The organism is Paenibacillus vini (assembly GCF_018403325.1).
GTDB classification, from domain to species: Bacteria; Bacillota; Bacilli; order Paenibacillales; family Paenibacillaceae; genus Fontibacillus; species Fontibacillus vini.
This window is the reverse complement of the sequence record NZ_BOSL01000011.1, coordinates 34639-48935: the sequence shown is the minus strand read 5'-3', so window position 1 is coordinate 48935 and position 14297 is coordinate 34639. Positions and strand designations below refer to the sequence as shown.

Genomic DNA, 14297 nt, shown 5'->3' with positions numbered 1-14297 from the left:
GTTCCATACCCGATTACTCAATACCTTCTTCTTTGGCCTTCTCATTTACTTCCTCGATCATTTTATCGAGACCTTTTGCCTTATAATCCTTCAGAATACTATTCCACGAGTCCTCAACCGATTCCTTGGAGAGCATGATTTTGAGCAAATCATCGTGATCAAGCACCGAGAATTTATCCTTTGTAGGCGTGGAGATGTAAGTTAATAGAATATTGTAATCCGGAACCTTTGTATTTTTCAAAATCCAGTCGATATAATCGACGGCTTCTTTCCGTATAGCTTCGTTAGCGATCGTCGGGTCGTCCATGTTGTATCTGTCCGAGGTTTCGTAAGCTACCAATTCCTTCAGGAATAAACGGGCCGGATACTTCTCGATCAAAGAACGCGTTTCGATCATTACTTTTTTGCCGTCCTCGATCTTGTAATCCTCGCCTTCGATGCCGTAGGTCAACAAATCTTTACCTTCCGGGGATAATACATAATCATAGAGTGCCATAATCCGGGCCATCTTTTTATCGTCGACCTTGTTGCTGAAGTAGCTTTCCGACCAGTAGGTTTTGAAAATAGCGTGTGAACGTTCTCCATCCGGACCGACGAGCGGCTTAAGTACCTTAACGCTCTGAGTGATATCTTGATCCGGGTAAGCGGACTTCCAACGTTTTTCATAAATTTCTTTATTGTAATTGATAAACCCGCCGCCGCTCAGGAGAGCTGCCGATTTACCCGCTACGAAGTTGTCATAGGAATCCGAAGGCTTCACTAGTGCGATATCGGGATCGATCAATCCTTTGTTATACATGTCTTTCATATTTTGAAGCGCCGGAAGCGTCTTCTTGGAGAAAATAGCCGGGATATACTTGTCATCCTCTTTGATCCATTTGAAATCGCTGCCGCTGCCATCGCTCGTGGCAACCGGGTTACCGTACAGCCAGAAGAAACCGCCCAGCATTTTGGTAGTAGTCGATGTCAAACCTGCAATATTCTTGCCTTCCGGATCCGCCTTGACGATGGCATCCAGCATGGCTTCAAACTCTTCCCATGTCTCAGGTTCTTTGGTGATGCCGGCTTTTTGGGCGAGGTCCCAACGATAGAGCACAACACGGTCCAACGCACTCCAGTCCACGCTTGGGAACATCCGGCGAGGAACGGTATAATGCTTGCCGTCAACGCTTAAGCCGCTAATGTCCGGAGCTTCGAAATATTTTGCAAGATTTGGATAGGGAGAGAGATCCGGAAGCGCCTTGACGACGCCCTGCTCAACCCATTTGCGCTGATATTGCGTGCCGACGGCGTCGATCGCGAAGATGTCAGGCAATTGGTCGGAGGCAGCCCACATTTGAATCTTCTGAGCATAGTCATCCCAAGTCGTATTGACCGGTTTTAAGGTAATATTGAATTTCTCCAGTATTTGTTGAACGATCTTATCTTTTTCAATGTTAGCAATTTCGACATCCGCGTCCCAGTAACCTACTGAAATGGTCATAGGGTCTTTGTAGGGATTATCTGTGGAAGAAGAGTTCGCAGAGCTTGAGCCTTCCCCATTCGCTGCCGTTTGCCCTTTGTCATTATTGCCTCCGCCGCAAGCTGCCAGCAGCGAAGCCATTAAGGTAATACACATTGCCAGCGTTAATATTTTCTTTCTACGCATGCTTGAAACCTCCCTTTAATTGTTTAGGATAATACTCTGTATTTGAATGTTCTTATCCTTTAATGGAGCCCACCATAATCCCTTTATTAAAGTGCTTCTGAAGAAACGGATAGACGGCAATGATAGGGATGCTAGACACCACAACAGCTGCCATTTGCAGTGCAGGCGTGTAAACCTTCGCAGTCTGCTGCTGTTCGGCCATGGTTTGTGCCATGAGACCGAGTAAGGAATTAGAAGTAATGAGCGTTTCCCGCAAATAAATTTGAAGCGGCGTTTTTGAAGCATCGCTGATAAAGATCAAAGCATACCACCATTCATTCCATCTTTCTACGGCATAGAACAGGGCAAATGTTGCCATAAACGGAGCAGAGATCGGAATAATAATTTTGAGCAGGATATACAGGTCGTTCGCTCCATCAAGCTTGGCCGACTCTTCCAGACTTTCGGGAATCGTGTTGAAATAATTTTTCATTATAATCAGGTAAAAGGTGTTCAGGCCCGCAGGTATAATCATAACGAAGATATTATTTACAAAGCCCAAATCCTTCACGATCAGATAAAACGGAATCAATCCCCCGTTAAAAAACATCGTGAACAAGATCAAACTAAGCATCGCGTTTCTGCCAGGCATTCCCCGTTTGGACAGGGCATAGGCTCCAGCCACAGAGATCGTCATGCTGAACAAGACTCCGAGCACGGTTACGATGACCGAATTTAAGATAGAAGTCCAAAACTTCATATCCTGAAGCAGCAATTTGTAAGCCGATAGATCGAACGATCGCGGGAAGATATAGAAGTCGCTTTTGCTGATCGCTTCAAACTTGGCAACCGAGATAATTAGAACGTTATAGAAGGGAAAAAAGGTAATGAGCGCTAGCAGCCCCAAAATCACGAAGGCACCAATATCAAAAGCACTCCACTTCTTTGTCTTTTTTTCCATTGTGTCAGTCAATTGTGTCTCCCCCTTACTTGCAAATTAGTACAGGCCTTCTTCCCCCATCTTCTTAGCGAAGGTATTGGCCGCCCATAAGAGCGCCAGGCTGATTACGGATTTAACCATACCTACAGCGGTCATATAACCGAAATCGCCGCCTACGGTGAATGAAGTTCTATAGATATACGTATCGATCGTGTCGGCCACTGAATATACCGGTGAGCTGTACAGGTTAAAGATCTGATCGAAGCTGGAGCCTTGAGTCAGCAGTTGTCCAACTTGTAGAATCAGCAAGACGGCTACTGTGCTCTTAAGACCAGGCCATGCAATGTTCAACAGCCTGCGGAAGCGGTTCGCGCCATCCACCTCGGCCGCTTCGAACAACTCCGGGTTAATTCCAGAAAGCGCTGCCAAGTAAATGATCGAGTCCCAACCGATCTCCCGCCAAACATGGGTGATGTACAGCACCGGCCTAAACGCGCCTTCATCCACGAGCGGGGAGCTCGGGTTTCCGCCGAACAACATAATGATCTGGTTATAGATCCCGTCCTTGCTTAAAATATTGATAACAATCCCCGCGAGTACAACCCAGGAAATGAAATGCGGGAAGGTCAGAATCGTCTGAAAGAATCTTCTGATCTTGGTCTTCGAAAATTCATATAACACAATGGCCAGAATGATAGGCATCGGAAAATGAATTAACAACTTCATTAAACTGATAATGACGGTATTCCAAAATGCTCTGCGAAACTCGGGGTCGGTCAGCAAGGTCTGAAAGTTCTCCAAGCCGACCCAGGGACTTCCCAAAATCCCCTTGCCGTAATGAAATGTTTTGAATGCCAGCGTAACACCGTACATAGGAGCATAGCTGAAGAGGGCATACCAGATTAATATCGGCAGCACCATGAGGTAGAAATACTTATACTGTAAAATCGTTTTGCCCAAGCTGCGCTTGGGAGTGCGGACGGTTACAGGTTCAGCCAATCTTCCCCCCACCTTTCTGTCTGAGATTGCAATGCGAGTAAGCGCTTTATATGATAAATTATAGGGGGAGAGGAATTTGTCGAGTATAGAGAATCCAACTCCATGCATGTGGATTTTTTATACTTCTTAAATAGGCCTTCCCGTGACCCTTAATATCCGACATAGTGAGCGTAAAATAATCCATACCCCCAAGGGCCTTCAATAGCTAGGATGAATCTAAGAACACCAGAGAGACAGGGGGATTGCCTATGCACTCCGTGATTATTGCAGATGATGAGAAGTGGATCGTAGAAGGAATTAAAGCAGGGGTGAATTGGAATAAATACGGCTTTGAAGTTATCGACGACGCCGAAAACGGGCAAGAAGCTCTAGGCTTAATCCAATCGCTTCACCCTACTCTTGTATTGACGGATATCAAAATGCCCGTCATGAATGGACTGGAACTTATACAACGCGGCAAAGCCGTAGCGCCGGATACTATTTTTATCGTATTGAGCGGACATGCCGAGTTCGCTTATGCCCAAAAAGCGATGAATTACGGCACTTACGGATACTGCCTGAAACCCTTTGAAATCGAAGAAATTGAAGGAATTCTCAACCGGATAGCCCAACAGCTCAAATCCAAAACAGTTAAGGAACCCCCCGTTTCTAATCACACCTATGAACTGTATGAAGCCGTATGCTCAGGGGATCACGAGCAAATCACTCAATGGTTGGATGAGAAGCGAATGCCCTTGTCCCGCTCTACGCCACACATCCCGATTGTTATCCAAGGGCTCGGTTCCCCCATCGAGGTCGGACCAACCTCTTCCCTGGTCTTTCCGATGAGTCGCCGGCGATATGGCTATCTATTGGAAGAGAGTCAATATGACACCTTCCTCCAGATCCTTGAGCAAGCGAACGCTGCACGAGAATGCGGCATCGGGATCGGCCCGCCAATATCGGACATCCACCAGTTGGACGCATCTTTGGAATCAGCCTCCCTGGCTGCCTTCAGCATGTTTGCAACAGGCAAGCCCGGATGTTATTTGGGGAATCAACCCGTGGAGAATCCGATCGACGAGAAGCTCAAGGAGATTTCTCAACTGCTTCAAAACAAAGACCGGCTAGGCTTCATAGCGGCTATGGAATCGATAAAGAAGTTATTCAGAGAGGGAATCTTCACCATTAAAGAAGCTTACCTGCTCTATACCTCGATCCTTTACTTATTTCCACGGGAAGGTGCCAGGGTGAGCGGCCGCTTTTTTGAAGGATATGAGCAGCTCTACTACCGGTACGGCACAGCCGAAGCGATGATCGATGATCTGGTTCTGATGACGCTTGATACGTTCAGGGAGAGGTACGAGGCGGATACTTCGCAAATCTCAAACAAGAAAGTCAAAGAAATCTTGCTGTATATTCGCGACCATTTTAATCAAGAGATATCTATTCAGCATTTGGCTAATCATTTTTACTTAAGTCCCAATTACCTGTGCCAGTTATTTAAGAAAGAAGTCGGTGAGACTATTGTTGAGCATATTAGCCGCCTAAGGATTGAATGCGCTTGCAAGCTGCTGGTGGAGACCGATCTCTCCATCTATCAAATCGGGGAAAAATGCGGATTTCATGATTACTTCTATTTTACGCGGATCTTCAAGCGGCATCTTAAAATGACGCCGACGCAATATAGGGACAAAAACCAATGAAAACAATTAAGAGACTATCTATCCGTACCCAGGTTCTGTTATTCGGATTGTTTATTATAGCTCTCATTCCCGTTATTATCTCGCGGGTCTATCAACTATCCAGCGAAACGATTATTAACCAGAATACGCAATACAATACGGAGCTGGTCTCGCTACTCAAAGAGCGGATTTCCGCCAACTATGCCAACATTTCATCCATGATGATGAACGTGGGATACGATTCGACCGTCCAGAAGTTTCTCCTGGAGAAGGATAAGCTCCGGGTCTATGACTTATCTCAAAAGGTAGAAGGGTTGCTGAGCATCGCCCGAAATATGAATACGGATATTCTGGATATTGTTGTGACGGGAAGTTCGAACACTCGAGTTTCTATCGCGGGGAGAACAAAATATGTGGAAGATCTCATGGATACAGCCGGAGATGACGGGATCGTTCAATATCGGGGTTATAGCCCTCCTGATAAAATCCTCGACAAGAGCAAGCTGCTCTTCGGGATGAATATCTTTGCTTCCGGGGATACGTCGAAATATGGGGAAAAGATCGGATATCTTGCCGTTATTATGGATATGAGAGCGATTCAGACTGAATTCTCGGAGTACCCCCGCCTGGCCGGAACCAGCTTTTTTATGATAGATGATAAAGGCGTAATTTACTCCAATAGCAACGAACCGGAAGCTATGTTGGAACCGATTCTTAACCGAGCCGCTTACGAGGACGGCAAGTCAACCGTCGAAACGATCAACGGGAAGAAATACGCCATTCAATCCTTTCAGTTGCCTGAAATATCGGGAAGAATCGTAACCGCAGTTCCGGTTCACAGTTTAATGAAGGAACTGGAGAAGTTGAAGAAGTTCAGCATTTGGCTGTTGGCCTTAACCCTGTTGGTCGTCTCCATCCCTTACTCCGTGCTTGTGATGAATCTCTTGCGGCCGCTGTCCCGGCTGATGCGTTATATGAATCAGTTGAAGGCTGGAAGCCTGCAGGTGCTCAACAATAAGGTTGATCTTAGAGGCTATGCCGAGATGGAAATCATCTCCCGGCAGTTCAACGATATGACCACACGGATTCATGATTTGACGGGCCAATTAGTGGATGCTTCAACCCAGCTCTACCAGTCCGATTTGGAAAAGCAGCGGGCCGAATACTCTTATTTGCAGAGCCAGATCAACCCGCATTTCTTAAGCAACACTTTGGATACCATTAAAGGCGTTGCCATTGTAAAAGGAAACCGGGAGATCTTTGAAATGACCACCGCATTAAGCACCATGCTAAGATACAGCATCAAAGGCAAAGAGGAAGTAACTCTTGGTGAGGAACTCAAAATCGCGGAAGCTTGCGTGAAGATTTACCAGGGAAGGTTTCCGGACAAGTTCACGTACACGCTGTTCTGTCCGCAGGAATGGCTTCATATTTCCGTACCAAAAATGATTCTTCAACCCATTATCGAAAATGCGCTGGCTCATGGACTTGAAGCTCAGGGCAGCGGAGTTTTGCTGATCTCGGTGGAGACCAGCGAAGAGGGACTGTTGGAGATCGCCGTCGAAGATAATGGAGTGGGAATTCCAGCCGACAGGCTTGAACAGCTAACCAAGCTGCTGGCTCAGAAAAATATAGAATCAGGCGATCATATCGGTCTTCTCAACGTGAATAACCGCCTGCATCTTAAATACGGAGATCCTTGCGGTGTCCGGCTCTACAGCCGGGAGGGAAGCGGAACGAAGACCGTGTTGATGCTTCCCGGAACTTTGATAGAACCGCAAGAATACGGTGCTTAGCAGAAAGTAGGGGGTGTCCCATCTGTCATCTATCGATGACAGATGGGACACCCCCCTTTTTAAGCCCAAATAAAATGTATCATTTTAACCGCTATGCTTTATGACCGGAGGCGTCCGCGTACTCCTTGGCATGATAAGGTCCGCCCTCTTTCAGTACCGTCCGCATCGGATCAATATCGCAGTCCATGGAGCTCATCATCTCGTCATGCCATTCATTTAACAAATACACGGCCTCTTTGCAAATATCTCTGCGTTCTTCAGCGAGATTATGTTGTTCATAAGGGTCGTGCTTCAAATTGAACAACATTTCTTTCGGAAATCCATGATGTCCATCATGATAGGTACGCATATATAACCAATCCCCGAATCGGACGCTGCGCTGACACACATGGGCGCATTGTGAAATGACAAGATAATCTCGCCCGGCGGACGGGATTTCCTCCGTAATAGCTTCGGCATAACTTTCTCCGTCCCAGGATGGAGCGGCTTCCAATTTCAGAAGACTCGCTAAGGTCGGCGGGAGATCCAGATGATAATGGAGGCCGTCATCCACGGCTCCCTTCCTGCCGCCCGGCCAGGAAACAATCATCGGAATACGGCAGGTCCCTTCATCCGCCGTGCCGTGTTCGGAATAAATCCCGAGCTCGCCCAGGTTCTCTCCGTGATCCGCACTGATAATGATAGCCGTATCTTCCATCACCCCAAGCTGCCTCAGCTTGGAGAATATTTGCCCGAGATGCTCGTCCAGATATTTAACCCCGGTATCATAGTTGTCGATAATAACCCGCAAATCGTCGTGCTGATCTATGCTCCGATGGTGACGGGCATGACGGTGATAGTGCGATTTGGCGAGCGCGTTCATGTCTTCAATGCTGTGCTGCCCCTTCTTGTTCCGGTGAAGCTCGAATACCTCTTCGGTGAGCCAGGCGGGCAAGGGGTCCTGTGCGAACGGATTGCCATAATCCTCGGGCGTACGATAAGGCGTATGCGGATCCCAAAAATTCAGATGCAGAAACCAATTCTCCGAGCTTCCGTTATCCTCAAGCCATTTAAGCGCTACGGGAAGCACCTGTTCCGCCGTCTCATGCCCTCTTCCGCCCACGTTGAACACCTCGTGAAAACCGGCGTTGAACGTCCAGGCGGAGTGCCGTTCGGAGAACGTGCTGATCGACGCGGTTTTCATGTCCGCTTGCCTTAATACAGCGGGAAGGCTCTCCATGCCCAGGCGGTCATTGAATTCCCGGCTTGCCCCTTCCCTGCGCATATCGGCAGCGGTACCGCCATGTCCTACGATTCCGTTATGAATGCCGAAACGCCCCGACATTAATGCGGAGCGGGATGGCAGACATGGAGCATCCGAGCAGTAATAATTGGTAAAGGTGACCCCTTCCTTAGCAATGGCATCGATGTTCGGGGACGTATTCCGGTGGTAGCCGTAGCACCCCAGATGATCCGGGCGAAGCGAGTCCAAATCCAAATACAAGATTCTCATGATTGATTCCCTGCCTTTCTATTTATACTAAGATGAACTGATAAAATAGATAATGGGAAAGATTACGAATCGACATCGTGCTGATCAAATGCGATCCGCTCATGATAATAAGCGTAAATGAATCCGGCACATCCGGCTATGGAGAAGCGATGCTTGTTTTTGTAAATTTGATACTTTTTCGATACTCGGACGGTCCTTTGCCATACACGGTCTGAAATGCTTTACTGAAGTGCGAAGCGTCATAAAATCCGCATCTGCCGGAGATATGCTCCATCGTATAATCCGTACTCTCGAGCAGCTGCTTGGCATGCTGCAGCCGAAGCTTACGAAGCATTTGCATCGGCGTCAGCTTGTATATTTTCTGGAACGCCCTACTAAAGTAGACGGGATTCATATGATAAAGCTTGGCAAGCTCTTCTCTGGTAATCTCCTGATCCAGCCGGTCCTCCATGAATTGCAGCGCTTCGTTAAATCGGTCCGTAACGGCGGGATCTCTAGAGGCGCGACGGCCTCCATGCTTGGTGCTTTCGACAATTTCATAAAGGAGATAAAAAACGAGCGAACCGACCTGAACGTTTCTTAAATCGTCTTCCTCTTGCAGCCACAAGCTCCGCAGTTCGTCGAACTTTCGCTCATACACGTCGCGGTCCCGTACTCGAATCACCTTGCCTAAAGGAAACAATTTGAAGAAGTCATCCCCGGCACCCACAGTAGCGTTGATATTAAACAAATAATGCACGCCGTCTCTTTTGGAAATGACATTAAAAGGCTCATTGGGACGATGAATCATGACATCCCCGGCGGAAGCCACATATTCCCCTTCGGAGGATGTCGTCAACACCTCTCCCTTTTGTATATAAGAGACGGTATAACAAGACTGAACATAATCAAAAATGATTCGCGTCTTGTATTGAATTTTGATAACGTCCAGGACGTTTACTCCAAACTGACTTTGAATGTTAGAGGACATGGAACTCCCTCCTAATCAAGCTGCTGACAGCAGTTCTTGAACTTTTTCCCGCTTCCGCAAAGACAAGGTTCATTTCGGCGCGGGAGCGGCTGACCGCTATTCCTGTAGGCTTGTAATTGTTCCGTTTTGAGCCGGTTAGCAAGTAAAGTCATTCTGTCGTACGCATGGGCGTAGAACATCCTATAGCTTTGGCAGAAATAATCCACCTCGGACCGGTCATTGACATCGAGCCAATTCCGATTACGGGGGCATCCTCCATGGCAAAAGCTGAGATATTCGCAATTGCGGCATGCTTCATTCATCATCGGCTTCATTTGCAAAAAGTGTTCATAAGCAGGGCTGGCAAGCAATGATTCCAGGTCGATTTGACCGATATTTCCTAACCTGTGCTCTTCGTCAATAAAGAAATCACAAGGGTAGGCATCCCCGTTCGTCTCAAGCACCATCATCTTCGGACAGTGCGAGCTGTGAACGCACAGCTCCGCCGGACGATGCAGCATGGCAAGTACCATATTCTCAAACATACGAATGGATATTTCCGGATTCCCCTCGTTGTACCACAAGTCAAAGGTGCGGCACAGAAACTCCCCATACTGTTCCGGGGTGATCCGGAAGACTCCGGGCATCCCGCTCTTTTGAGAAACAAAATCCATACAAGGGATGAACTGAATATATGTAAACCCCTGCTCTTTGTAAAAGGCCATCACTTCGTCCGGCTTCGTCACGTTATCTTCATGAATCACCGTCAAAATGTTATATTCCACACCCGCCTGCTGCAAATGACGTACCCCACGCATAACCAGGTCAAAGCTGCCTTTCCCTGATCCCGTTACACGGTGGGCATTATGGATATGCTCGGGTCCGTCGAGGCTTATTCCGATCAGAAAGTTGTAACGTTTGAAAAATCGCGCCCAAGTCTCATTTATAAGCGTCCCATTTGTTTGCAGCGCATTGCTTATCAGCGTATGAGGCGGCGCATACTTGGCCTGAAGGGAGACCACTTGTTCAAAATACGGATAACCGGCCAACAAGGGCTCTCCTCCCTGCCAGGAGAATGTAGCCTGTCCGGAGGACCGTTCCATGTACTGAGAGATAAACCGATCCAGAAGTACCGGCTCCATCACTCGAACCGGTTGATGAGGAACCCCGCCGGCCGTACTGTAGTAACAATAATCACAGGCCAGATTGCAATCCTCGGAGACGGTCTTCCACATGACATGAAGATGTTGCGGCCTGGATGTTTGAATGCATGCGCTCATTGAGTTCTATCCCCCATTGTTATGCCTGTTTAATATGAGACAAAACAGAAACTGGTTCGCGTCCGACAACCAGACAACCGCCCTGCACATATCCTTCTTCGCGGCCCTGAAGCTCATGAATCAGGATAGAACGCCAATATTGAATTTTTTCCTGCAGCGACGGATCGTGAATCAGGTTGTGCAGTTCGCCGGGATCCTGAGTCAAATTGAAGAACTGTTCCTCCCCGGTTTGAGAGTACCATATATATTTCTCGCGCCCATCCGTAATCCACTGCGTGGACATGATGCCTTGGGTATGTTCCCCGTGCAGGTACTCACGCCAAGACTTTTCCCGGGGTTCCTTATCGCCGCGCGCTAAATCCCAGATGCTCTCCCCATCGACGGAACCGGGGATCTCGGCCGAAGCCGCATTCAATAAAGAAGGCATAATATCGCGCAATTCAATGATCTCGGACACGGCGGATCCTGAAGCCAAATCCAGGTGTCCTCCCGCATCATTTACGATAAATGGAATGTGGGCGCTCCCTTCATAAGGCAACGACTTTCTAAACAAATGATGGTCGCCCAGCAGCTCCCCGTGATCCGAAGTAAACATGATGATCGTATTATTCCGTTCGCCGTATTCACTCAACGCTTGCAGAAAACGTCCGATTTGATGATCGATATGGGTAATTAACGCGTAATAAGCAGCCATAGCTGTTCTTAAGCGACGCTTGGGAACGATGCCCTTGGAAGTCACGGGATTAAACCCGTTCCCCTCCGGGTCTTCCTTCATGGCCCATTCCCCAATCACCGGATCGGGAATATCGAGATCCTTGTACATATCCAGATAGGCTTGCGGCGGATCAAGAGGAGAATGAGGGCGCACGAACGACATCCACAGGAAAAACGGTTTGCCCGGATCTCTGCGCCGCAAGAAATCGATCGATTGACTTACAGTCCAATTGGTAGGATGCAGGTGTTCCGGCAGAGCCCATGGCCTTGCAACTGTGGAAGCATTACAATCCAGTCCAAGGTCCAAGAGGTCTGCTCCCGGAACTTGTCCGCGCAGCCACGGCAAGTAATCATCCACTTCATCGAAATGTTCTTGAACGGGAGTATTCTGTTTATCGCGATTATAGTGCAGATAACCGTCATGCAAAACAACATTATGGAATCCGAGCAGACTCCGTGCCGGATAGACATGCATTTTACCGACACATTGCGTATGATAACCCGATTTAGCCAGTTCACCCGGCAATGTGTTCGGGTAATTCCACGGCACCCTCTCCTGGTAGCCGACTCGTCCGTGAGAGGTTTGCTTCATCCCTGTGAATATAGCCGCCCGGGCAGGCACACAGGTCGGAGTCGCCGAATAAGCATGATCAAATCTCACACCGGTTCGGGCCAATTCATCCAGGTTAGGAGTCTCCACGACGGGATGCCCTAGTATACTTAAACAATCAAAGCGCATCTGGTCTACCGTAATCAGTAAAATGTTTGGACGTTTAGAACTCGTTCCTGATTCCATTTCAAAAGCCTCCTCTTGATGAAATACTAGACGATACAAGTTATAGCTTCAGTGAGTTTCCTCAACGGATTTACTTTATAACATCCGCCGCGCACCGAAACCCGATATTCCCTGAAGAGCTGTCCGGCGTATTCTTGCTTCGGGCCGCGATACGATAGCGGTTACAATAAGATTTATGGCATAAATAGGATCCGCCGCGCATCGACCTTGCCACACCGCTTGCCGGGCCTCGCGGATTTACGGAATCGGAAGACCGGTGATAGTCAGGCGCGAACCAATCCTCGCACCATTCCCATACATTTCCCGACATATTGTAAAGGCCATAACCGTTAGGCCGGTAGGATTTTACAGGAGCCGTGCCTGCATAACCGTCGCTGGCATGATTCTTGTCGGGGAATTTCCCTTGCCAAATATTGCATTGGTGTTCTCCGCCTTGCTTTAATTCGTCCCCCCAAGGATATCGTTTCTGGACAAGTCCTCCCCGGGCAGCATACTCCCACTCCGCTTCTGTCGGAAGACGCTTGCCGGCCCAGCGGCAATAAGCTTCGGCATCATTCCAGGACATATGAACAACCGGATGATCCAGCCGCTCCTTCACATGAGAATCGGGGCCTTCCGGGTGACGCCAGTCCGCTCCTTCTACGACCCACCACCAAGGGGTTTGAGTTGCCACTTGGGTAACCTTCTTGCCTGTTTCTTCGGAAACGAAAGAATGGAAGACGTAAGACCAGCCGAAACGCTCCGCTTCCGAAACGTAGTTGGTATCTTCTACAAAGAGCGCGAACTGCTCATTTGTAACCGCTGTCGCTTCTATATAGAAGGAAGAGACTGTCACTTCCCGAACCGGTCCCTCTCCATCCGACGGGAAGCCTTCCTTATCATCCGTCCCCATCAGAAATGGACCTCCCTCGATAAGAATCATACCCGATAAGTCTTTCTTCCCGGTCGATGCTTGGATCGATTTCTCCGATTTCTTCACTTGGGACGATCCATCGAGGGAACCATTGACCTTGACTTGATGACGACTGGCTGAGCAGCAAGCTTTAAAGTTATCTGCCATATTCAAATCTCCAATCTGTGATGATCCCTGCTCTAAGTTAAAAAAGGCGCGCCATGAATTCCAGAAGTTCATTTTCAACTTCATTATAACACTTTTCCTCAAAATGAAATTAAGTTTTTATGGAATGATTCAATTACATATAAATCGGCTTTAAATAATCCCTTTTCCAGGAATATTCCCTCTCATCCTTTCGTTTCTGATTCAACGAGAATAAGTGCCTTTAAGCGCAATTGTAATTTTATACACTGTACGAACCCTCCCAAATCCATTACAATACATCAGTATTCATTCCGGTATCGGCGGAATGAGAAGCAAATGATCTTCTGGAGGCTTTGACTGAACTATGCAAAACGCATCATCTACACACGTAAAAATCATGACGGCCGATCCTAGCGGAATCGGCCTGTTTGGACTGGCAATCGTAACGTTGGTCGCCTCTTCCCAAAAGCTAGGGATCACGGACGGTTTGAGCTACGCCATTCCTTGGGCGATTTTCCTCGGAGCGTTCGCCCAGCTGTTCGCCAGCATTCAAGATGCCAAACATAACAACACATTCGGTATGACCGCATTTGGCGCGTACGCTTTCTTCTGGTTCGCTATGGGTACAAGCTGGCTAATCAAGCTTGGCGTATTGGGCCCTGAGCTGGCGGCAGGCGTGGACGGCAAGCAGCTCGGCTTTGCGTTTGCCGGATATCTCATATTTACGTTATTTATGACCATCGGTGCTATGGAGACGCATAAAGTCCTGTTCTTCATTTTCGTCTTAATCGACCTTTTGTTCCTTGGCCTTTCCTTTGATGCATTCGGGATCGCCCCTGAACTGTTTCATGGTCTGGCGGCTTATGCGGAAATGGGCATCGGCCTGCTCTCGCTCTACGGCGCCGGCGCAGCTGTGCTGAACGTTCACTTTGGCCGGGTATTTTTGCCTGTAGGCCGACCCTTCGGCATTTTCAAAGCACGGGCTTAAGTCTCAATACAAT

The 14297-nt window shown here is 48.1% G+C and carries 11 protein-coding genes; 3 read left to right on the top strand and 8 right to left on the bottom strand.

Translation table 11 applies throughout. The features are described from left to right. Positions 1-13 precede the first annotated feature (13 nt). Genes KJS57_RS16650 through KJS57_RS16640 form a run of 3 tightly spaced genes read right to left on the bottom strand, consistent with a single transcriptional unit; the run spans position 14 to position 3566 of the window. Positions 14-1648 carry an extracellular solute-binding protein gene (locus tag KJS57_RS16650; RefSeq protein WP_211020050.1) on the bottom strand — a complete coding sequence of 545 codons (1635 nt, stop codon included), beginning with the start codon at positions 1646-1648 and terminating at the stop codon, positions 14-16. A 52-nt stretch (positions 1649-1700) separates the two neighbouring features. Continuing rightward, the gene (locus KJS57_RS16645) at positions 1701-2600 is read right to left on the bottom strand and encodes a carbohydrate ABC transporter permease (protein WP_213655654.1); all 900 of its coding nucleotides are present in this window, start codon (positions 2598-2600) and stop codon (positions 1701-1703) included. Positions 2601-2624: 24 nt separating this feature from the next. Then, on the bottom strand, positions 2625-3566 hold the full coding sequence (locus tag KJS57_RS16640) for an ABC transporter permease (RefSeq protein WP_244861597.1): 942 nt from the start codon (positions 3564-3566) through the stop codon (positions 2625-2627). A 248-nt stretch (positions 3567-3814) separates the two neighbouring features. On the opposite strand from KJS57_RS16640, the gene KJS57_RS16635 reads away from it, so the two are divergent. Together KJS57_RS16635 and KJS57_RS16630 are read left to right on the top strand one after the other, a co-directional pair. Beyond that, the gene (locus KJS57_RS16635; protein ID WP_213655653.1) at positions 3815-5251 is read left to right on the top strand and encodes a helix-turn-helix domain-containing protein; all 1437 of its coding nucleotides are present in this window, start codon (positions 3815-3817) and stop codon (positions 5249-5251) included. Further along, positions 5248-7026, top strand: coding sequence for a sensor histidine kinase (locus tag KJS57_RS16630; RefSeq protein WP_213655652.1), 1779 nt, complete (start codon positions 5248-5250; stop codon positions 7024-7026). Before KJS57_RS16635 ends, KJS57_RS16630 begins: the two co-directional genes overlap by 4 nt. A gap of 91 nt (positions 7027-7117) precedes the next feature. On the opposite strand, the gene KJS57_RS16625 is transcribed toward KJS57_RS16630, so the two are convergent. The 5 genes from KJS57_RS16625 to KJS57_RS16605 all read right to left on the bottom strand — a co-directional run bounded on the left by KJS57_RS16625 (position 7118) and on the right by KJS57_RS16605 (position 13317). Continuing rightward, positions 7118-8518: a sulfatase family protein gene (locus tag KJS57_RS16625; RefSeq protein WP_213655651.1), complete on the bottom strand. Its 1401-nt coding sequence runs from the start codon at positions 8516-8518 to the stop codon at positions 7118-7120. 136 nt (positions 8519-8654) lie between these two features. Continuing rightward, the gene (locus tag KJS57_RS16620; RefSeq protein WP_213655650.1) at positions 8655-9488 is read right to left on the bottom strand and encodes a helix-turn-helix domain-containing protein; all 834 of its coding nucleotides are present in this window, start codon (positions 9486-9488) and stop codon (positions 8655-8657) included. A gap of 11 nt (positions 9489-9499) precedes the next feature. Next, positions 9500-10747: an anaerobic sulfatase maturase gene (locus KJS57_RS16615; protein ID WP_213655649.1), complete on the bottom strand. Its 1248-nt coding sequence runs from the start codon at positions 10745-10747 to the stop codon at positions 9500-9502. A 19-nt stretch (positions 10748-10766) separates the two neighbouring features. Next, entirely contained in the window at positions 10767-12257 is a 1491-nt protein-coding gene (locus tag KJS57_RS16610) for an arylsulfatase (protein WP_213655648.1), read from the bottom strand. Positions 12258-12327: 70 nt separating this feature from the next. Continuing rightward, the gene (locus KJS57_RS16605) at positions 12328-13317 is read right to left on the bottom strand and encodes a formylglycine-generating enzyme family protein (RefSeq protein ID WP_213655647.1); all 990 of its coding nucleotides are present in this window, start codon (positions 13315-13317) and stop codon (positions 12328-12330) included. Positions 13318-13660: 343 nt separating this feature from the next. Here KJS57_RS16605 and KJS57_RS16600 point away from each other — a divergent pair, with 343 nt between their 5' ends. Next, a complete protein-coding gene (locus KJS57_RS16600) occupies positions 13661-14284 on the top strand; it encodes an acetate uptake transporter (protein WP_213655646.1) in 624 nt (207 codons plus the stop codon). Positions 14285-14297 lie beyond the last annotated feature (13 nt).